Source organism: Nitrospiraceae bacterium (assembly GCA_020632595.1).
In the GTDB taxonomy this organism is placed as follows: domain Bacteria; phylum Nitrospirota; class Nitrospiria; order Nitrospirales; family UBA8639; genus Nitrospira_E.
The window spans coordinates 223,789-244,066 of record JACKFF010000001.1; the positions used below are offsets into that span (position 1 = coordinate 223,789).

18 protein-coding genes are annotated in these 20,278 nt (G+C 51.9%); 10 read left to right on the forward strand and 8 right to left on the reverse strand.

Going from position 1 to position 20,278, the window contains the following annotated elements; translation table 11 throughout:
• Positions 1-41 precede the first annotated feature (41 nt).
• Both H6750_01045 and H6750_01050 read right to left on the reverse strand, forming a co-directional pair.
• Positions 42-1,997 carry a PAS domain S-box protein gene (locus H6750_01045; GenBank protein ID MCB9772898.1) on the reverse strand — a complete coding sequence of 652 codons (1,956 nt, stop codon included), beginning with the start codon at positions 1,995-1,997 and terminating at the stop codon, positions 42-44.
• Between the two features lie 180 nt (positions 1,998-2,177).
• Positions 2,178-3,545: a sigma-54-dependent Fis family transcriptional regulator gene (locus tag H6750_01050; protein ID MCB9772899.1), complete on the reverse strand. Its 1,368-nt coding sequence runs from the start codon at positions 3,543-3,545 to the stop codon at positions 2,178-2,180.
• Between the two features lie 475 nt (positions 3,546-4,020).
• On the opposite strand from H6750_01050, the gene H6750_01055 reads away from it, so the two are divergent.
• The 6 genes from H6750_01055 to H6750_01080 all read left to right on the forward strand — a co-directional run bounded on the left by H6750_01055 (position 4,021) and on the right by H6750_01080 (position 9,714).
• Positions 4,021-4,884, forward strand: a complete 864-nt coding sequence (locus tag H6750_01055) for a universal stress protein (GenBank protein MCB9772900.1) — start codon at positions 4,021-4,023, stop codon at positions 4,882-4,884.
• Between the two features lie 235 nt (positions 4,885-5,119).
• Positions 5,120-5,575, forward strand: a complete 456-nt coding sequence (locus H6750_01060; GenBank protein MCB9772901.1) for an Hsp20/alpha crystallin family protein — start codon at positions 5,120-5,122, stop codon at positions 5,573-5,575.
• A gap of 195 nt (positions 5,576-5,770) precedes the next feature.
• A complete protein-coding gene (locus tag H6750_01065) occupies positions 5,771-6,124 on the forward strand; it encodes a hypothetical protein (GenBank protein MCB9772902.1) in 354 nt (117 codons plus the stop codon).
• Between the two features lie 70 nt (positions 6,125-6,194).
• Positions 6,195-7,193: a universal stress protein gene (locus H6750_01070; GenBank protein ID MCB9772903.1), complete on the forward strand. Its 999-nt coding sequence runs from the start codon at positions 6,195-6,197 to the stop codon at positions 7,191-7,193.
• Between the two features lie 17 nt (positions 7,194-7,210).
• Positions 7,211-8,578, forward strand: a complete 1,368-nt coding sequence (locus H6750_01075; protein ID MCB9772904.1) for a hypothetical protein — start codon at positions 7,211-7,213, stop codon at positions 8,576-8,578.
• 14 nt (positions 8,579-8,592) lie between these two features.
• Entirely contained in the window at positions 8,593-9,714 is a 1,122-nt protein-coding gene (locus H6750_01080) for a 4Fe-4S dicluster domain-containing protein (protein MCB9772905.1), read from the forward strand.
• Positions 9,715-9,765: 51 nt separating this feature from the next.
• Here H6750_01080 and H6750_01085 read toward each other — a convergent pair whose 3' ends face one another.
• From H6750_01085 to H6750_01095, 3 genes are all read right to left on the reverse strand, one after another.
• Positions 9,766-10,053 carry a ferritin gene (locus H6750_01085; GenBank protein MCB9772906.1) on the reverse strand — a complete coding sequence of 96 codons (288 nt, stop codon included), beginning with the start codon at positions 10,051-10,053 and terminating at the stop codon, positions 9,766-9,768.
• A 234-nt stretch (positions 10,054-10,287) separates the two neighbouring features.
• Positions 10,288-10,662: an SgcJ/EcaC family oxidoreductase gene (locus tag H6750_01090; protein ID MCB9772907.1), complete on the reverse strand. Its 375-nt coding sequence runs from the start codon at positions 10,660-10,662 to the stop codon at positions 10,288-10,290.
• A 190-nt stretch (positions 10,663-10,852) separates the two neighbouring features.
• Positions 10,853-11,329, reverse strand: a complete 477-nt coding sequence (locus tag H6750_01095) for a hypothetical protein (protein ID MCB9772908.1) — start codon at positions 11,327-11,329, stop codon at positions 10,853-10,855.
• Between the two features lie 316 nt (positions 11,330-11,645).
• Between H6750_01095 and H6750_01100 the strand changes: the two genes are divergently transcribed.
• Positions 11,646-12,599, forward strand: a complete 954-nt coding sequence (locus H6750_01100) for an IS110 family transposase (GenBank protein MCB9772909.1) — start codon at positions 11,646-11,648, stop codon at positions 12,597-12,599.
• Positions 12,600-12,740: 141 nt separating this feature from the next.
• Here H6750_01100 and H6750_01105 read toward each other — a convergent pair whose 3' ends face one another.
• Positions 12,741-13,043, reverse strand: a complete 303-nt coding sequence (locus H6750_01105) for a cupin domain-containing protein (GenBank protein MCB9772910.1) — start codon at positions 13,041-13,043, stop codon at positions 12,741-12,743.
• Positions 13,044-14,596: 1,553 nt separating this feature from the next.
• On the opposite strand from H6750_01105, the gene H6750_01110 reads away from it, so the two are divergent.
• The 3 genes from H6750_01110 (at position 14,597) to H6750_01120 (ending at position 17,995) form a co-directional block, all read left to right on the forward strand.
• Positions 14,597-15,433 carry an FAD/NAD(P)-binding protein gene (locus H6750_01110; protein MCB9772911.1) on the forward strand — a complete coding sequence of 279 codons (837 nt, stop codon included), beginning with the start codon at positions 14,597-14,599 and terminating at the stop codon, positions 15,431-15,433.
• A gap of 270 nt (positions 15,434-15,703) precedes the next feature.
• Positions 15,704-16,543 carry a hypothetical protein gene (locus H6750_01115; GenBank protein ID MCB9772912.1) on the forward strand — a complete coding sequence of 280 codons (840 nt, stop codon included), beginning with the start codon at positions 15,704-15,706 and terminating at the stop codon, positions 16,541-16,543.
• A 126-nt stretch (positions 16,544-16,669) separates the two neighbouring features.
• Positions 16,670-17,995: a Ni/Fe hydrogenase subunit alpha gene (locus tag H6750_01120; protein ID MCB9772913.1), complete on the forward strand. Its 1,326-nt coding sequence runs from the start codon at positions 16,670-16,672 to the stop codon at positions 17,993-17,995.
• A gap of 197 nt (positions 17,996-18,192) precedes the next feature.
• Here the strand turns inward: H6750_01120 and H6750_01125 are convergent, their stop codons facing one another.
• Together H6750_01125 and H6750_01130 are read right to left on the reverse strand one after the other, a co-directional pair.
• On the reverse strand, positions 18,193-18,876 hold the full coding sequence (locus tag H6750_01125; protein MCB9772914.1) for a hypothetical protein: 684 nt from the start codon (positions 18,874-18,876) through the stop codon (positions 18,193-18,195).
• A gap of 537 nt (positions 18,877-19,413) precedes the next feature.
• A complete protein-coding gene (locus tag H6750_01130; protein MCB9772915.1) occupies positions 19,414-20,277 on the reverse strand; it encodes a universal stress protein in 864 nt (287 codons plus the stop codon).
• Position 20,278 lies beyond the last annotated feature (1 nt).

A 20,278-nucleotide genomic window follows, 5' to 3' on the forward strand; every position in this document is an offset into this window, starting at 1 on the left:
AAGTCGCATTCAACAGATTCAATCTTCGCCTCCTCTTCAACCTACGCCTCACCCCTGAGGTCTTCAAAATACATGGGCAGGGAAACAATAAAGGTTGTCCCCTGCCCTGGCACACTCGTCACACGGATGGCACCTTGATGTTCCTGGAGAATGCCATGAACCACGGTGAGTCCTAAGCCGGTCCCCTCCCCCACGGCCTTGGTAGAAAAAAACGGATCAAAAATCTTGGCGAGTTGCTCCTGAGGAATTCCACTCCCGGTATCCTGCACAGTCAGTTCAACCGTGTCATCGGTCGGGTGAAGAGCCAGGCTCAGAGTGCCTCCATCGCCCATCGCCTGGCAGGCATTCAAAATTAGATTTAACAATACCTGATTCATGTGATCCGGATCCGCCAAGACTTTTGGCAAGTGAGGGCTCACGGTTTTTTTCACCTGAATATGCTGTTTACCCAATCGCTCCTGCAGCACATCCAGAACATCGATCATCACGGCCTCTAAGTTCACAGCCTGCCGAACAGCCGGACGTTTTCGGGCAAAGCTTAATAACTGATTCATAATTTTGGTAATGCGTTCCACCTGGGTCACAATGGTTTCCAACCCCTTCCTGGTGCGCTCATCCTGAGCTTTACGCATTAACAATTCCGCTCTCCCCAAAATCACATTCATGGGTGTCCCGATTTCGTGGGCCATGCCCGACGCCAACGTGCCTAATTCGGCCAATCGTTCCGTTTTTCGCAACTGATCCTCCAACGCACGTTGTTGAGTAATATCCACCACGTACCCTTCAATCCCGACAACCTCGCCTGCTTCTGAAAAGATCCCACACCCCTGTTCCCACACCCATTTGACGGATCCCTCCACTGTTCGAATCCGATAGCTGGACTGAAACGGCTTACGGTCCTTGAGTGCCTCCTGCACCTCCTGCCAGACCCGCTCGCGATCTTCTTGAAACATCACATCCCGGCCATACGACACCTCTCGAGACTGGACAAATTTTTCAGGTGGATATCCTGTCAGATCCTGACAACTCGGGCTGATGAACTCCAAGGTCCAATCCCGGTCATTTTCGCAGCGATAGACCATGCCCGGCAGATTCTTCAGAAGGGTCGATAAGGTTCGTTGGGCCTCCTGCAATTCCTGTTCGGTCGCCACCCGTTCCGTCAAATCCATGATAATGGCGAGGAAGACCCGACGACCCTCCGCCTGTAAATATTGAAGATGGACTTCAACCGGATACGTCGTGCGATCTTTTCTTCGATGGGATGTCCGGAAATTCACTTGTTCCCGTTGACCGGTCTGGAGAAGTCCCAACAACTCCAGAAACTGATTGTTCGAAAGATCCGGTTTCAAATCCAGCGGTGTCATCGTGCACAATTCTTCCATGGTGTATCCGATATTTTCCCTCGCGCCTTTGTTGACTTGACTAAATCGCAGAGTCGTGGCATCAAACACATAAATTTCATTGACTGACTCCTCAAGAATTCTCCCCAGGTAAGACAACCGCTCTTCATGTTGCTTTCGCTGGGAAATATCCCGAAGAATCACCGTCAACCATCGCTTCCCCCCACGTTCGGCTTGAGAAATCGAGGCTTCCAAAGGAAAGGTCTCACCATTCCCTCGCAGTCCGGAAATTTCCATGTTGGCCCCCATCCGTCTGGACGTTGCTCCGGTTTCAGCAAACCGGCGGATGTGTTCACGATGGGCGGACCGGAGCGGAAGCGGAATAAAGCGGTCGAGGGTATTCCCCAGTGCCTCTTGCGCCGAACACTGAAAAATCTCTTCAGCGGCGGCATTAAAGATGACAATCCGTTGATTGTCATCGATGATGATAATGGCATCCATGGCCGAATGGATGATCCCTGCCAGTTGCTGCTCAATTGCCTCTAACCCGTCCCTGGCTTCCTGATGCATCGCCTGGACGGCTCGCAGTTCTGCCAATTCCTGACGGAGTGCAAATACTTCCTGATGAAGATCTGGCGGTCGTGAATCGTGACTCATCGATTAACCGGGAGGATGTTTCTGAAAAACAGAAGACTAAGGTTCAATGCATGAATGAATGAGACAAAGACCAATGAAATATCGCTTGCCGGGCCAAATCCGGAAAAAGAGGGAGCACTCCGTGAACAACAGGAGGGAGCGCACCATGACTCAGCGTGATCATTCGGGCTCTTGGTGCCTTCATACCACGTCCTCCATTTCAGCCAGCTTGCGATATAACGTCTTTCGATCAATGCCGAGCACATGCGCCGTTTGATATTTATTCCCACCCATTTTTTCCAGCACCCGCCGGATGTAAGACTTTTCTAATTGCTCAAGGGGAAGTAACCGCTCCGCGGCATCACCGATCAACTGTCCATCTCCTTGGATGTTCCGAATATTGGAGGGAAGATCATCCAAACAAATCTTTTTCCCTTGCGTCAGGGTCGCCGCACGCTCGAGGATGTTTTCTAACTCTCTCACATTACCCGGCCACTGATAATCCATCAGCCGGGCCATGGCCGGCTCTTCGACACTTTCAATATGTTTTTGCTGCGCAGTGACACTTTTTTGAAGCAACCCCTGAACCAGAACAGGGAGATCCTCTTTGCGATCCCGAAGAGGCGGTAAATGCAGTTCAATCACATTCAGCCGGTAATACAAATCCTCCCGAAACCGCTTGGCCTTCACCTCCTCACGTAAATGCACGTTGGTGGCGACCACCAACCGGACATTGATTGAGGTGGAGCGCGTGGCCCCTACCCGCCGGATTTCCCGCTCTTGGACAGCACGAAGCAACTTGGCTTGAAGCATCATGGGCATTTCACTGATTTCATCCAAAAACAACGTGCCATCGTGAGCCTCTTCAAATAAACCGGGTTTATCCGTCTTCGCATCCGTAAAGGCGCCCCGCACATGGCCAAAAAGTTCGCTTTCCAACAACAGCTCAGGAATGGCCGCACAGTTCACCGGAACAAAAGGCGCGGCCTTACGCTGGCTATTAAAATGAATGGCTTTGGCCACAAGCTCTTTTCCAGTCCCACTTTCTCCCGTGATTAAAATATTCGTCTGTGAATCGGCCACTCGTCGGATCAGATCAAAAATTTCTTTCATCGGTTTGCTTTTCCCCAGAATCTGGTCAAAGGAAAATTCCCGGCTGACCTGTTGCCGTAATTGCTTGACCTCCTGGCGAAGCAGCGCCTCTCGCATGGCTTTCGCCACCGTCACCGTTAATTCATTGCTCTTGATGGGCTTGGTGAGATAGTCGAACGCGCCTTGCTTCATCGCATCAACGGCCGACTCAACGGTGCCGAATGCCGTCATCATGATGAGATTCGACTCCGGATGCTTTCGAAGGACATGATCCAATAATCCCAGCCCGTCCATGCCTTTCATCCGTAAATCCGTCACGACCACGGGAAATTTCTCCGTTTCCATCCGGATAAGCGCGTCGTGACCATCTGACGCCACCATAACCCGATAGTGCTCCTCCTCAAGAATATCCCGCAGTAATTGCCGCATTTCGGGTTCATCATCGACGACTAAGACAGATGGAGAATCATTGATCATTGCCATATTCCTTGTTTAACTCAGTAGCCTGAGACCACGATTTATCAAAAAAAAACCGCTTGAGCTCACCCCGGTTAAGATACCCTTCCCTTCGGTGACTCCCTTATCACGTCCCGGCTTAGCCACGAGAGACAACCTAAATATTCCAAAACTGTAGACTTTTTCACCAATCAGAAATATCTCAACTGTAGCAATTTGCATCACCTGGTCCAACTCAAATCCTGGTAGATCGCCACATCAGTCAATCAGGGATGACCCTCTCCCTACCCCCCAACCATGCCTTGTCACGAAGAGGGAGAGCCTATTCACGTGATTGTTCGTCACCGCGATTCCCGGTTTTTGGTATCAGACCGTACCCTGGAAAATCAGGGAAAAGCGCACCTCTCTGAAGATTAGGTTGAAACATAATGGCATTCCTCTTGCTGTCACTTAAATGGGTTAAGGCAAAGAGAACAACATTGAAAAGGGAGATCCCATGAGAATTGTGGTTCCAGTTGATGGTTCATCCTGTTCCACCTCTTCTGTTCATGCCCTTGCACATTTTACGCCGCCTGAAGAATTGACCCTGGTTCATGCTCTCCACCTACCAGATTTCAACTATCCGATGATTACGCCGGATCTTCGAACCGAGGCCCAGGAAGAAATCAAAGACCAATTGAGAAAAGAAGGGGAGGGAATTCTCGATGAGGCGCAGAAACACCTTCCTGCCGATTTCGCTCATATACAGAGGGTCCATCAAATTGGACATCCGGTCGACGTGATTGTGGAAACGGTACGATCCGCACAATCCAACCTGATCGTGTTGGGAGCCAGGGGTCTTGGCCCAGTCAAAGAACTGATTCTGGGGAGCGTGTCTCATCGGGTCCTGATGCATGCGCCGTGTTCAACCATGATCGTCAAAACCCCCATGACTCAGTTAAAAAAGATTCTTCTCCCCATTGAGGGTCCGGAAGACGCAAAGGCGGCGTTACAGTTTTTAGCCCTCCAACCTTTTCGACAACCGGTTGAGGTCGAGGTGTTTGCCGTCTGGCCACAACCCCAATTGTCATGGCCCGCCACAGTCGGACAATCGGACCGACTGGAAGCTCAAGCCATAGAAGAGGCCCAGGAACGCATGAAAGCCATCACTGACCGGCTCACCCGGATGAACTTCGCCTGCCAAGCGCATGTCGGGATCGGCGATCCCGCCTATGCCATCCTCGAACAACGTCACGCCTCCCAATCCGACCTGATCATGATGGGCATGCATGGCCGGGGAGGATTCTCCCGGTTTTTGATGGGGAGCGTTTCACATTCCGTAATACACCAGACCCCATGCCCCGTCCTGATTGTCCGGTAAGCTTTCAGGAACGGGAGAATCGGATTCCTTTTTCCTGTTGATGACATCTGCCACAGACCTGGTCGCTTTGAATGTGGCGCTTTGCCACGAAGGATGGAGAGCAACGAGTTTTTCCAAGGCTTTTTCATTAAATTTCAGTCCCCCTTCCCTCTCAACTGTTGGCATACCCATTGCTGTGTACACATGTAGGTATGCTCCATATATTTCTTCCAGGGTACAAAAAGGAGGTTATGAGATGAGTGCCATTACACGTTGGGATCCGTTTCGAGAATTGGATGAGTTGCAGGGTCGGCTTTCAACTTTGTTCGGCCGATCACCGGTCAGAAAAGAAGGGGAACGTCAAGAAGCGTTGCGCGTTGCCGAATGGGCTCCCCTGGTAGACATCACCGAAGACCCCAAAGAATATTTGGTCAAGGCCGAACTCCCGGAGGTCAAAAAGGATGAAATTAAAATCAGTGTACAGAACGATGTGTTAGTCATTTCCGGTGAACGAAAGTATGAGAAGGAAGAGAAGGATAAAAAGTACCACCGGATCGAGCGAGCCTATGGGAGTTTTTCGCGGAGTTTCACCATCCCCGAAGATGCCGATCCCGAGAAAGTGTCGGCTGAATTCAAGGATGGGGTGTTGCATGTCCATTTACCGAAAAGCGATCGGGCAAAACCGAAAAGTATAGCTGTAAAAGTTTCATGATGAGGAAGCGGGTTCCCCCTTCTGAATTGAAAGGGGAACCCGGAAGCTTACTCTTGACAAGACGATCACGAGCAACCAGTCGAGTGAGACAAGTCAATTCAAGGCAAGGGGGATAATCCACATATGCCCAACTTCTCAACATGCCTATTTCGCAGGGCTTGGATTCTATCCATTGGAGTCTATCTCCTGGCAGGGATGTCCTCGCCCAGCGCGCAGCTCGTCCAAGAAGTGATCGTGACCATTGAGGGATACACGTTTCAAACCACCCAGATGCCTCTTCAACTGGACACAGAGACCATTATCTATATCGCAAACAAAGATACGGTACGCCATGATTTTGGATCAGACATGTTCCTCAATACTCTGACTCATGTCGATAGCCATGGCGTCGTAACCTATGGAAAGGGCGTGGAAGGCGTCCTTCTTGAGCCCGGCCAGGAAGCCTCAATCCGCTTGATGCTGAACCACTCGGGGAGATTCCAATTTCAATGTTCGATTCATAAGGAAATGAAAGGGGAAATTCTTCTCCTGACCGTGGACGCTGTGTAATCGGCAACCTCTGAATTCTCTAAGGGTTGTGGTCGGGTGCCCGAGCTATTAGAATTTCTGAGAGTGCTCTATGGCTTTCACTCTAAGGCGAAAGGCTAATACCGTTATGGTCAAGATCGTCACCCATATCCTGCTTCCTACCGATTTTTCACCAAGCTCCACTCCTGCCTTTCGTTACGCGGTGGAGTGGGCAAAAGTCTTTGAAGCACAACTGACCATTCTTCATGTCCATTCCCTGCAACCGGGGCTGGATATCGACGCCGGAGTCGCCCAACAATTCCTGGATGAACAACGCAAGGTGGCGCGGGAAGAGTTGGACACACTCGTAGCTGAGGCCCGGCAACAAGTTCCGAAAGCATCCATGGAACTGCTGGCAGGCCTCCCCTCTGAATGCATTTGCGAGGTCGCACGGGAAAAAAAATGCGATTTAATCATGATGGGAACCCACGGGTGGACGGGATTCAATCGAGTCTTATTCGGCAGCGTCGCGGAACGGGTGATTCAACGGGCCCCATGTCCGGTTCTGTCCATTCCCCACCGGGAATCAGAGGATATCTCCGCGATGCATGCCTTGCAAATCCTCCCGCGTCAAATCGTTCTGCCATTAGAATTCTCCGATTGCTCCATGGATGCCTATGAATACGCGGTCCAAATCGCCAAATGGTTTGATGTGCCTCTGACCCTGGTCCACGCCATCGAACCATTGTCTTACAGCTTGGACTTTACCCTGACGCATCCGCTTCAAGAAAAAACCAATCGGGATAAAGTCGAAAAGCGATTGGCTGACCTCACCGCTGTCCTGTCGGAACAGGGTCTATCCGCCCAATATGAGTTACTTGATAAGCCAACCGTTGATGGCATTCTGGAAACCAGTGCCATTCAGCAGGCCGATCTTATCGTCATGGGAACTCATGGCCGAAAGGGACTGACCCGCATGATCCTGGGGAGCACCGCCTATAAATTACTCGAACAAAGCCCCTACCCTGTCCTGACGATTAAAAGTCCAAAATTCGAAGGAGGACATCATCCATCGCTCGCCAATGACACGACCACATCCTCTCCAGCATAAACTCTAAGCGTGTGCCGATGGCAGACAATCACCCTCACCCTGTAGTCGGATCGGAAGAAGGCCTTCACAGTCTGTTAACCCGATTGGAGCATCAATCGCTCCAACCGGACTTTCAGCTACAGCGACAACTGGCCTTAAGCCACGCCCTACAGCCCTATTTCCATCCACTCATGGTTCCGCCCTTGGCTCCCTTGCCGGAAGAAGAGGATCTAGCCAGGTGGTTCGTCTATGCCGATTATTTGCCGACTGACGGACATGCTTCTCTCATCGAGCAAGTGCGAGACCTGGTAACGGAACATGTCCCGGAAGAGGAACGGGTCTGGCTGGATTCCTTGCGACATTCCTATATGGATCTGCTCGAGGTGCAAGCGCTGGATCAGGGGAAGCAGGCGACTCAAACCCGTCTGCAATCGTTGGGAGACCAACAGATATTTGATGTTTTCCCCCACACGCGACCGGTTCCCTACAAAGTTGGACAGGTCCTGCTCACCCGGCTCCTTCGGGGATTGGCCGACATACGCCTGCCTGGTCCCCCGCTCATCCTTTCCTCCAGCATGGGCAAAGCAGTCTTTGAATTGACCAATGAGATGCGACGGGACATCGAGATTGGCACGGGCAATTTTGCCCTTTCCGAATGGGCAGAATTCGCCAAGAGCTTCGGATATATGATGATGTGGAGTGTCGCCAAGGTGCGCCGAGGAGCCTGGACGGTCGTTGACTCACAGATTGATTATCAGAATTCCGAAGGCGAAATTTTTCTCTATGCCATCGCCTTATATGAACACCATGACTTCCGTGCAATGGCTGACGGACTTCGTGAGCTTGATCAATTCACTCCCGGGCAGGAGCACGCCGGCAAGCCCGCGTCAACGGCTTCAACAACCGATACCTTCACGTGGGTATGGCTCCCACCACGGGACCCATCAGGTGCCGGAGCATGCCCCGTCGCCCGCCTCACCTTGACACCCACTCAACTATTTGTCGAAACCGATTCTGCAGACCGGCTGGATACCGTCAAGCACCAACTGGCCGCAACCTTTGGTTTCTCATTGCACTTCCAGGGGGAGACCACCGTTCCCCCTCAACATCGAACTCCTGAAGTGGATCTCTTATCAGACAGCTACATCGCTCCCCCCACCATTGTCCCCAAGGAAGAAGAGCAACAGATCCTCGCAACGTGGCTTGAGACCGTCTATTTGGAATGGGCAGAAAGGCCTTCGCCGCTTCTAAAAGGACAAAGCCCTCGGCATTTCTGCTCTGCGCAACAGGACACAAATGAGGTTGCAGCCATCATTGACCAAATGGAACAACATGATCTGGGTCTGCGACGCACAGGCCAATCCGCCTATGATTACAACATTCTCCGGGGTCACATTGGTCTGTAAGTTATAAGGCAACCATGGCCACCGAATCTTTTGCACCTTCTCCGCCAGGACTCTTACACCGGCAGGATTTTTCTCATCTGATTCGCATTCTCCAGAAGCTTGGCTATCGGATCCTTGGGCCGGTCCTCTCCAACGGCGCGATTCAATGGGGCGAAATTACCCGGGGAGAAGACCTCCCGATCGGGTGGAAGGACCAGCAACGTCCAGGAAGCTATCGACTGGAACCAGACTCCAATCCCCGGTATTTTAATATCGTTCACGGCCCACAATCTCTCAAGCCACTGGTGTTTACTCCACGAGAAACCCTGTTAGTCTTGGATCGCAACGGAAAAACATTTTCAGTCAAAGAAACCGTTCCTGAGATACCACGAACCGCCGTGCTGGGAGTACGAGCGTGCGATCTTGCAGGACTCGGCATTCAAGATCAGATTCTCCTGAATGGCTCCTATCCTGATCCCTACTACCAACGTAGACGGAACAATCTCCTCCTCATCGCGGTCAACTGCACGAGGGCGCTGGAGACGTGCTTTTGTGCATCAATGGGGACCGGACCAAAAGCCCAGGAAGGGTACGATCTCAGTCTGACCGAAGCCGATGAAGACTTTCTGATTCAAGCCGGAAGCCCCACAGGACTGGAAGTATTGGAACACCTTGCGTGCGATGTGGCGTCTGAAGCGCGGATTCAGCAGGACGATGAACGGATAGCCGCCTGCGCCGCCAGCCAGACGAGGACCCTTCCTCATGCTTCGTTACCACATGGCTTGTATGAGGCTCACGATCACGCCAGATGGGAGGAGGTCGCTGCACGATGCCTGGCCTGCACCAACTGTACGATGGTTTGCCCAACCTGTTTTTGTCATGGGGTGGAAGAAACTCCAACGCTTGACCACCAACAATCGGAACATGCTCGAGTGTGGGATTCATGTTTCACGTCGGATCACGGCTACATCCACGGGAAAAATTTCCGGCCCACCACCAAAGACCGCTATCGCATGTGGCTGACTCACAAATTAGGGTCATGGATCGACCAATTCGGCATGTCGGGATGCGTCGGTTGTGGACGCTGCATCACCTGGTGTCCGGTGGGCATTGACCTCACCGAGGAAGTCCACCTCCTCTGCCAGCCACCCGAATAAGCCAAACGGCAGTGAATCCTGGCAGAGGTCCGTGCAATCGACCTCCCCCGGCTACTTATGCGCGATGGGTTTCTCTGTAAACAGATAGTCCTTCAAATGCTTCGAAAATGAAGGATCCTTCCGTCGAATCCATTCAAGCACCATAGACGCATGCTCCTTCTCCTCATCTCGATTGTGCTCAAGAATCGCCTTGAGTTCCTCATCCTTGCATGCATCGGCACGCTGGTTGTACCAATCAACCGCCTCCAGCTCTTCCATCAATGAGACAATAGCTCTGTGCATGTCACGCGTGTCATCGGATAACTCCTCAATAGGCTCGTGATACCCAACGCTAGCCATAGGCTTCTCCTCTCTAAATTGAAGTTAATGGATGATGGGAATACAAATCTCTCCCCAACCAGACACCCGAATTGAGTTCCTGTTTTTTGGCTACATGAGGTGGACTCTCACAGAGACTGTTGAAACCGCCATTTACTCATGGGTTTACCCAGGAACGTGGCTCCGAATCGTTGTCGAATGGCCTAAACCATCGCGTTCCCCGATTGTAGCAAGGTTGGTCCGTTTATTGTTTTCTCAGGTCTCCGCGAAAGCGTTGTCGATGACAAACAGCCAGGATCCATCCGGTTGTTGCCGGACGACTTCGGTTGTGCGGGACGAAAGTTCGAATGGTTTGCCCTCCGGACCAATCGCGGAAAGGCGCCATTTGGCTTGTAACAACGCAAGATCACCTGACCGAATGCACGAGAGCGTGTCAATCTCCATGCTACCTTTCAGATTGAGAAAGCCCATCAGCGCTTCCCGAATGTTAGAACTGCCTGCCACACGCTGCCCGGGCTGAGGAATCAACACAGCATCCGGTTCATACAGGGCAACCAAATCTTCAAGGTTCCCGGAGTTATAGGCTTCGGCAAATGCGGCATGCATACTTTCCGGATCAAGTTTTTTCATAGAATATCCTTTCCCATACTTTCACATGAATCATAACTCTTCGCGGAACATACGATTAATCCCACTCCACCGGCAACAGTGAATACAGAGTGCATCCCTCATGGGAGAATGGGATCCCCATCCATCCCTCTCGAACATATGGTATTCACACAAAAAATGTCGAATGGCCGGCAGACCCGTAGACACCTACTCAGATCTTTGCGGACTTGCCGATTTGCACTTCCAGTGAACACACTCCACCGGGACACCCGGATGCAGGCTTGCCTTGCAGAATGACATCAAGATTGGGAGGAACACTGAAGGTCCTAACGACTTCCTGAAATGTCAGAGGCGAATCCCGGTTCCATGGGAGCAAGGAAAGCCCGCGTGCCAGCAGACAGTACCCGGTGAAACACAGGATCAATGTGCCAATAGCCGGAACCCAATAAAGGAATCGGAGTGGCGGCAGATACAGCACGACGAGGAGAAGCAGATACGCGAGACGAAGTTGCGCAGGAAAAGACGAGGCATGTTCTTCGCGAGCAAAAAAAACCAAGGCTTGGATGGTGGAAATGAGGATAGCCAGAAAGAAATAAGTCGGGTCAACAATCAGGCCGGCCAGTAAGCACCCGGCGAGGCACAACCAGATCCACCAAGTGTAGTCGGACAGACGGATAAATCGCATCATGAACCATAGAATAGGACATATGGAAAAAAATGTAAAAACTTGGATTTCACCATTCAGACATTAAACAAACCCGTCATGCTTCGGTGAGGCCTCCATTAAATTGTCATCCTTGAATCTTAGGAGGTGCATGTGATGAGTATCCGTGTTCATTATTTGGGACGTGACAGACCGACCATCCTGAGGTCCCTGGAGACCGTGGCTCAGCGCGGGTCGTCACGTCCGTCTCTTCCTGACCCCGAACAGTTGCTGGGGCCACCAAGCCCGTATTGGCAAGGCTGGGTCGCCGGAGGGCTATCTTTTTCACCAAGGAGCATCGATGTCTACCTCGGGAAGTTTCATTGGGATTGCTATTTCGAAGATGCAGCTGGACCTGGCAGTCCATGGGACCGGGGCGCCCTGGCAGGTGCCCTACGACTCGGTTGGGCTCAAACAGGTCGTGACGCAACTGCGGACCTGGGCCCCCGCCTTGATTGTCCTCGAAGCCACGGGAGGGTTGGAGACCCGCGTGGCCAGTGCGTGGGCTGCCGCCCAGATGCCCGTGGTGGTGGTCAATCCACGCCAGGTTCGGGCCTTTGCCCAAGCCACCGGGATCCTGGCGAAAACGGATCGGCTGGATGCGCAGGTGTTGGCCCACTTTGCGGCGGTGATGCAGCCCACGCCACGGCCATTGCCGGATGCCGCTACCCAGCAGCTGAGTGCGGTGCTGACGCGCCGCCAGCAACTGGTGGACATGGTGACGGCTGAAAGCAATCGGCTGGCGTCGCAGCTCAACTCGGCTCTGCGTAAACGGGTCCGCGTGCATATCACGTGGCTGACTCAGGAATTGGGGCGGACCGAGAAGGAACTGGCCCAGTTGATTCAGCAGAGTCCCGTCTGGCGGGTCCAGGATGATCTGTTGCAGAGCGCGAACGGGGTGGGCCCGATCTTGTCGCAGACGTTGCTGGCGGAGGTACCCGAGTTGGGCCAATTGAACCGCAAGCAGATGGCGGCGTTGATTGGGGTGGCCCCGTTTAATCGGGATAGTGGGAGCCAGCGAGGCAAACGTCGTATTGGGGGTGGGCGCGCTCGCGTGCGGGCCGTCCTGTACATGGGGGCACTGGTGGCCACCCGCCATAATCCCGTCATCAAAGCGTTCTCTGAGCGCCTCCTGGCGGCCGGTAAAGAGAAAAAGGTCGCCTTGACCGCCTGTATGCGTAAGCTGCTGACCATTCTCCATGCGATGATCAAACAGCAGACAAAATGGCAAGACACACGTATGAGTGCTCATTGACATTCAAGACAGTTGCTGAGCCAGAGGCAAAGGATCTGTGCCCAGCAAAATGCCCTCGCACTGCAAAGCATATGCTTTTCATGGCTTATCCCACCGTTTAGCCGACGCTCTCCCACCGATGACACAAACGCCTCAACCCTCTCAATCATACCCATACAACCATGTGGTCGTCGCATGATAAATATTCTTTACTGAATGACAGGCTTCTTTCGGAATGAATACCTCATCTCCGGGTTCCGCGATAATCTCTTCGCCCTCAATGGTCATTCGCAATTTCCCTTCAACAACGGTGACCAGTTCGTTGGTCGAATGCACGAAATCATTCCATTCCCGCCCGGGAGGATCAATAAACACATCGCACGAATACCCCCGCTGATTCCATGACTGAGAAACCTCCCGGCGATTCAGAGGAACAGCAAATTTCTTAGAGATACAGTACTTCATGATGTTCTCCGTAAAGCAGGGTTTTGAGGCGATAAGTTGGGGAAATAAAGATAACAGTCACGATCATCGCTTTATTAGGCTAATCGTTGAACTCAAAATAAATCGCCAGACCAAAAAACAATGTCTTGGGGGACATACTCCACACCAAGCGTCGAACCAGGCGGCCTTGATTGTAAACATTCCATGACGGCTGATGGAAATTCCCTTACTATTGTATTCTTTATACACACTTTGAAGGGAAACACGTCAGGTCGACCATAATCAAATTACCACCGACACGAATCCAAAAATGGTTTGATGCGGCATACACGAACGAATTGATGTAGATGCCCAATTAGCACCACGATATCGACATTGGGAAACAAAACGGGTCGACCATCTTTTGTGCGAAAAAAAGTATTCTTGGTAAATAGACCACAAGACGGATGCAGAAGGGAGGAAATCGGCTCGAAGATAAAATTGTCCCACACAATAACCAAAGCCCCAATGAAATCTCGGCGTATAGCGCGAAACCCTGCGAACCTCCCGTCGGCACTGCTAAGGAAGCCCTTAATCGGGTTGTCGCGCGGAAGCGTAGTTTCCTGGTCCCCTGATGTGATCCTTCGTAGAGTTTGGTGCAGCAATGATCGAGCAGGAAGTTGCTGCGGATTCTCGGAACGCTTTCTGGAGTGATCAAACAATGAAGGTGTCTTCACCTCGATTCCGAAATGGAGGCAATTTCCTTTCACCGAAAGCTCGGGGTTCTTACCGTCCTTAATCAGACGTGGCTCCCACAAGAAATCGACGGCGGTCGGCCATGAAAACATTATCGCCTGGTGGATCACATGAATCTCTGCCATTCGCTGCAGAAGCTGTTCCCAGTGTGGATCATACTTCTTCCTATCACAAATCGTAGCAGGTTCATCGGCCATTTTTACTGCAAAACCCGGCAAGGATCGGTCGCAGACAAAAGGACACGGACAATGTCAGGAGCAAGAGGGTGATTCTCTCCTCTCAGACGGTGCTCGAAATGCCCGCGAAACCAATGCCACTCCTTAAACATTTTGGAGCCAAAGAAATGCGGCTAGATTTCATTTTCAGTCATTCATTCCCTTCAAGAATGATTTACGGGCCATTGAACGGTGCAGCCCCATAACGTCACGGAAATGATGTGGCATACGAAGCTCCCAGCCCAATCGCTGGCACCAAACATTATCCCAGGTCCAATAGAACCACAAGAGCCAAACAAGATGCATGGGAAGACATGTTCCTCCTCTGCCCTTTCCCCCCTACACAAACCGACAACCGACTAAGAGGCGACAGAACAGTTTTCAGATGCTTTCCGAACCTTTCCTGACCTTTACGCCAGAAAGTTTGGCGTTGAATTTGCTTTTTTATCCAAAATGGCGCATGAATCGTGGCGTTTTGAGGAAAAACGCCACACTGTTCATTAGTGTTCATAATGAAGAGTTTTCACTAACCAAGATCTGAGTGATTGAATTGGTTATGATGACTGATGAGTTTCCTGAACTGGTATTTTTGCTAAATTTATTCACTCAGAAATCCGCTACGGTATGTCCTATAATCCCTACCTTATCCATCCGGCTGTAATCCTGGACAGGAAACAGGAGTCCACTGACATCGTCACCTTTCGCCTGCAACTCACCGACCCTGATCACCGGAAGTCATTCCGGTTTGAGGCGGGGCAGTTCAACATGCTCTATGTGTTTGGTGTAGGCGAGGTAGCCATTTCCATTGTCTCGGACCCCGGCGAGCCGGAATTTCTGGACCACACCATTCGTGTGGTGGGACGGATCACGCAGGTATTGGGCGCGATGCAAGTGGGAGAGAGTGTGGGCGTTCGTGGGCCGTTTGGTATTGGATGGCCCATGAAGGAAGCGCAAGGAAAGGACGTGGTTATCGTCACCGGCGGATTGGGTTGTGCCCCGGTGGTGGGGGCCATTGAATATATGTTCCGCAGGCGGGAGGAGTATGGCGCCATGACCATTCTCCACGGGGTGAAAACCCCCCATGACTTGCTCTACCGGGAACGCTTCGATGCCTGGCGCCACCAACCCCGCACACAGGTCCTATTGACCAGCGATGAACCCGGCAAGACCTGGCATAGCCATGTAGGCGTGGTCACCGAATTGTTTGACCAACTGCAGTTGGACCCTGACAATACGCTGGTCATGATGTGCGGACCGGAGATCATGATGCGGATTGCCTGTCATACCCTCTCACATCAAGGGCTTCGCCCTGACGCCATGTATGTGTCGTTGGAGCGGCATATGGAATGCGGCATCGGACTTTGCGGACATTGTCAGCTCGGGCCGTTCTTTGTCTGTAAGGACGGGCCCGTGATGCGATTAGACCGGGTGGTGCCGTATTTCGGAAAAGTGGGTGTGTAGGAGAAACTCAAAACCAGATTTCCTCCCCTTTGTAAGGGGAGGATTGAGGTGAGGTAGAATTGTCAAAGGGAAAATCAGTCGCAATAGGAGAACATCTTTCAGCCTGGGAAACTCTACCTCCCCTCGCCCCTCCTTACAAAGGAGGGGGAACGAGAATAAATGGATTCCCGATGAAAAAAGTCGGGAATGACGCAGAAAAAGAATAAACAACTTTCTCTGCTTTGGGTGCTCAAAAATGGGATTTTGCCTGTTTAATGGCCGGTGATGAATATGAACGAAACAACCGCCGCGACTCAGCATCCTCCAGCCAGGCCTCGCCCTCGGGTTGCGGTGGTGAAGTTTGCCTCTTGTGACGGATGCCAGTTAAGCATCCTGAATATGGAGGACGATTTGCTGGCGTTGGGAGAGGCCCTCGACATTGCCTATTTCCCCGAAGCCTCCAGCAATATGCAGCCTGGCCCGTATGATATTACATTCGTTGAAGGCTCCATTACCTGTCCTGAAGATCTTTCTCGAGTTCTCGATCTCCGGCAACAGACCACCACCCTGATCACCATCGGTGCCTGTGCGACTTCAGGCGGCATTCAGGCTCTTCGAAACTGGGGCGATGTGGAAGCCTTCAAGCGAACAGTATATCCCAGCCACGAATACATCCACAGCCTAAGCACATCGACTCCAATTTCCGAACACGTCAAGGTGGACTATGAATTGTGGGGATGCCCGATTGATAAGTCACAACTTCTTCGAGTTCTCACCGATTTACTGAGAGGCATCACACCCAGTATTCCCGCACACAGTGTATGCCTGGACTGTAAACGCCAGGGACATGTCTGCGTCCTGGTCGCGAAGGGACTGTCCTGCCTTGGACCGGTGACGCGTACCGGGTGCGGGGCCATCTGCCCCGCTATGGGCCGGGAGTGTTATGGGTGCTTTGGCCCGGCCGAACAGGATTCAGTGATTCCCGGAGTGCCCCCAAATACCGGATCTCTGGCCAAACAATTTCATGAGCATCTGCAACTCATTCCTCTGGAAATGGTTCGCCGCTTTCGAGGAATCAACGGCTCGGTTCAGCCGTTCCGGAGGGAAAGCGATGCCTGGGACCCCAGATAGGGAATGTTGAAAAAGCATGCCCTGAATCTGGCCGATGGGGCCACCAGCGGCATTCTCCTTGTTCGTAGGACTTTTCTGGATGGACCTTTTTGATCATTCCCAGAGTACAGAATAGAAGGTAGACAAATGAACGATTTTTTAACAAACCCGGATCAATCCAGAACCATCAAAATCGACATGATGGCCAGGGTAGAAGGGGAAGGGGCCCTTCATATCACCGTTCAGGATGGTCAGGTGCGGGATGTGGAACTCCGGATTTTTGAACCGCCTCGTTTTTTTGAAGCCTTCCTCCAGGGACGTCACGTCACCGAAGTGCCCGATATCGTGGCCCGTATTTGCGGCATCTGCCCGGTGGCTTATCAAATGAGTGCGGTCCATGCCATGGAACAAATCTTCGCTGTGGAGATGCCACAAAGCCTTCGCGATTTACGTCGACTCCTGTATTGCGGGGAATGGATCGAAAGTCATGTTCTGCATATTTATATGCTCCAGGGTCCGGATTTTTTAGGATTCGACAGCGGGCTCGAAATGGCCCGTTCCCACCCCGATCTTGTGAAGCGAGGGCTTCGAATGAAAAAGGCCGGCAATGATCTGTTAACGCTGTTAGGGGGGCGATCGGTGCATCCGGTTTCGGTGAAGATCGGCGGATTCTCCCAAGTGCCGGCCAGGAATGCCTTACATGGGCTGAGGGACGAATTTCTTTGGGCCAGAGATGCCGCTGCGGAAACGCTTCGGTGGGTGAGCGGGTTTGAATTTCAAGATCCCGAACAGGCCTATACCTTCCTCGCCCTCCGGGGACCTTCTGAATATCCGATGAATGAAGGCGACGTGGTCACCAATAGGGGACACCGCATAGCCGCATCGGAGTTTGAACACCATTTTCATGAAGAACAGGTGCCTTATTCCAATGCCCTCCACTGCACGTTAAATGGACAATCTTATCTCACAGGGCCGTTAGCCCGACTCGCTCTCAACCATGACCAGCTCTCGTTGTTGGCCAAGGAGGTCTTACAGAGCACGGGCTTAGTTTTCCCATTCAACCGGGCGTCCATGGGTATCGTGGCACGATCGGTGGAAGTGCTCTATGCCTTTGACGAGGCCCTTCGACTCATCGACCAGTATGAGCGGCCACCTGCTCCAGACGTTCCAGTGACACTCCGCGCCGGGACCGGTATGGCCGCGACCGAAGCCCCGCGAGGCCTTTTATACCACCGTTATGAGGTTAAGGCCGATGGAACCATTCGGCTGGCCAAGATTGTGCCGCCAACCTCCCAAAATCAACGCCGCATGGAGGACGATCTTCGAAACCTCCTGCCAGGTATCCTTCACCTCACCGATCAGGAAACCGCGATGAAATGCGAAGCCCTGATTCGCAGCTATGATCCCTGCATCTCCTGCGCAACCCATTTTTTAACACTGACCAAAGAAAACCTCCCTCCGGCGATGTCATAATTCCCATAAAGAATTGCGGAAGGGAACTCGCCAGCGGAAAGACCAATTCAACCGATAGGGCTTCAGCCTATTGGCCAAATTCAAAAATGTTTACCTAATGTTTTCTTGGATATTTCCCTGGGTTTATCGTAAAGAACCCAGTCAGCAGGCCAAAATCCATCCTAGCGGGTAACTGCAGGAAAATTGAAAGGGAGGTCTTAAGGAAGGGTCGCCAAATGATGACCGGTCAGCCCAAAGTAGGCTTCATCGACCGTCGCAACTGGTGAGACCTGCATCAAAAACGGGGTTCGCCAATCACCATCCCGTACATCATACTCGCTTGGAACCAACACACGCTGAAAATGATTTTCGTAGGCAGCTAAAATTTTGAGTTGAAGCCCTCCCACGGCTCCGATTGATCCTTTTTCCGTGATCGTTCCCGTGAGGGCCCGACCTTCCAGGAGATGGTCTCCCTTGATCATGGACACCACGCTCAGTCCCACCATGGCCGAGAGGCTTTCCCCATACACTGTGAGGCCGTTATAGGGAAATTTCAGGAGGACTGTCCAGGATTCCGACGGAAGATTGGCAGCAGCCAGCGCCCGGGTGATGGCTGCATGGATCGACTTACGGGCAAACAAGGAAAAATTTCCTGGTTCGGTATGAAATTGAATTTGAAGGCCGTTGCGATCCTGACGCTCATAGACATCAATCACCACCTGGCTCACCATGCCCACCGGCCTGAAATGTTTATTGAGAGATGTCCCCAGGATGGGAATGATCAAATGCGGAATCTGGTGAACGGACGGACTGGCCCAAAGACTGTTGGCACACACCAGATTAAGGGTCAAGACAAACCCTAAAAACAGTGTAACCATTTTTCTGACCAATTTATTAAGCATGTATTGATATCCTTCTAAAAAGAGAAAATATTCCTCTTCTTCCTCAGTTTTCTATATTATAACGGACAATCTAGTTTCTTGTCGCCTGTCAACTTCTGAGCGCCTCGAAGGCCCCACCAGCCTATAAGGCACCCTGTCCTCCCCATACCCTCTATATATGGGACCGGAATGCCTCTATGAACACGTTTGTAAAACGCCCCCCCAATCTCTCAACGCAGATTCTTCAGGAATGTGGCCTGAACAGGCGGAAAAATTCGGCAGGCCCGGGGAGCCAGCTTCCAGTCTACCACTCCAATGGGACCGGATCGACCTCTTCCGGGAGTTCAGCCGGACAGGGTTGCACAGTCGACAAAAATTGTGTCGCCAGCGGATGCATGAGGACGTGCGACTGAAATCGAGATTGCCCTTACTGGCAGGGGCTGGGACACCAAAACACCAGATAGAGAAAAACTACCACGCCTATCGCAATTGCACCAATAAGGTACCAGGTTTTATGCATACAACCTCGGAAACGGATTATTTGTCCAGATTGATCCTTTACCGCACAAACAAAATTGAAGACTCAGTGTGATGCACCACGGAATGGGAGACGCTCCCCAAAAGAAAGCGGCTTACCCCGGATCGGCTATGTGTTCGCATCAGAATCACATCAGCAGCATATTTGTTCGCTTCTTCAATAATCGTGTGTGAGGGTGCCCCGACGACGACAACCCCTTTGGCCTCATGCCCCATCTGCTTCAATTCCGCGCTGAGCCTGTTCGTAAATTCTTCCCCATAGGCGATCATCTCTTTTCGAAATTCCGGAGAAATCATCGCACCCACCGGCCAGACCGGTTCTGAAAACGGAATGACATGCAAAACGGTCGCAACGATCGGCTCCCGGAATGGCTTTTTTTTCAAAAACCGCACCACCACCTCACCGTCCTCCTGACTTTCAACAGGAATTAATACCTGCCGGATCTGGCGAGTGGGCTTCTTAATGATCAGAGTCGAACACGACGCATGCGTCATCACACGATGCGAAACACTCCCGAACATCTGCTCCCGGATCTGACCAATACCTCTGGCCCCCAATACCACAAGATCGATTCCCTTCTCCTTGATCATGGTAAGGATGACCTCGGCAGGAGTACCCATTTCCAGTCGTCTCATGACCGATCCCGGATGAAGAGGCAGGAGGGACAATGCCTGCTCAATGATGCGTTCGCCTTCTTCCCTCATCGCCTTGTCCACCGCCAATCTCAAATCTTTCGCGATCCCCGCCCCGATGGACGGATAGGGGATACCCGGCACATTCACCACATGTAGTACCATTAGGCTCTCCGCCGGGCTCAGTGCTTCAAACGCACGTACCGCATCCACCGATTGATCCGATCCATCAACTGCTAATAGGTATTTCATA

Bases quoted from the DNA above. Each gene is read 5' to 3' on its own strand.
- H6750_01120 (MCB9772913.1), top strand. From the start codon at position 16,670: ATGAACGATTTTTTAACAAACCCGGATCAATCCAGAACCATCAAAATC.
- H6750_01070 (MCB9772903.1), top strand. From the start codon at position 6,195: ATGGCTTTCACTCTAAGGCGAAAGGCTAATACCGTTATGGTCAAGATC.
- H6750_01050 (MCB9772899.1), bottom strand. From the start codon at position 3,545: ATGATCAATGATTCTCCATCTGTCTTAGTCGTCGATGATGAACCCGAA.
- H6750_01125 (MCB9772914.1), bottom strand. From the start codon at position 18,876: ATGCTTAATAAATTGGTCAGAAAAATGGTTACACTGTTTTTAGGGTTT.
- H6750_01085 (MCB9772906.1), bottom strand. From the start codon at position 10,053: ATGGCTAGCGTTGGGTATCACGAGCCTATTGAGGAGTTATCCGATGAC.
- H6750_01095 (MCB9772908.1), bottom strand. From the start codon at position 11,329: ATGATGCGATTTATCCGTCTGTCCGACTACACTTGGTGGATCTGGTTG.
- H6750_01105 (MCB9772910.1), bottom strand. From the start codon at position 13,043: ATGAAGTACTGTATCTCTAAGAAATTTGCTGTTCCTCTGAATCGCCGG.
- H6750_01045 (MCB9772898.1), bottom strand. From the start codon at position 1,997: ATGAGTCACGATTCACGACCGCCAGATCTTCATCAGGAAGTATTTGCA.
- H6750_01110 (MCB9772911.1), top strand. From the start codon at position 14,597: ATGTCCTATAATCCCTACCTTATCCATCCGGCTGTAATCCTGGACAGG.
- H6750_01065 (MCB9772902.1), top strand. From the start codon at position 5,771: ATGTCCTCGCCCAGCGCGCAGCTCGTCCAAGAAGTGATCGTGACCATT.
- H6750_01090 (MCB9772907.1), bottom strand. From the start codon at position 10,662: ATGAAAAAACTTGATCCGGAAAGTATGCATGCCGCATTTGCCGAAGCC.
- H6750_01130 (MCB9772915.1), bottom strand. From the start codon at position 20,277: ATGAAATACCTATTAGCAGTTGATGGATCGGATCAATCGGTGGATGCG.
- H6750_01115 (MCB9772912.1), top strand. From the start codon at position 15,704: ATGAACGAAACAACCGCCGCGACTCAGCATCCTCCAGCCAGGCCTCGC.
- H6750_01075 (MCB9772904.1), top strand. From the start codon at position 7,211: ATGGCAGACAATCACCCTCACCCTGTAGTCGGATCGGAAGAAGGCCTT.
- H6750_01080 (MCB9772905.1), top strand. From the start codon at position 8,593: ATGGCCACCGAATCTTTTGCACCTTCTCCGCCAGGACTCTTACACCGG.
- H6750_01100 (MCB9772909.1), top strand. From the start codon at position 11,646: ATGTCTACCTCGGGAAGTTTCATTGGGATTGCTATTTCGAAGATGCAG.
- H6750_01055 (MCB9772900.1), top strand. From the start codon at position 4,021: ATGAGAATTGTGGTTCCAGTTGATGGTTCATCCTGTTCCACCTCTTCT.
- H6750_01060 (MCB9772901.1), top strand. From the start codon at position 5,120: ATGAGTGCCATTACACGTTGGGATCCGTTTCGAGAATTGGATGAGTTG.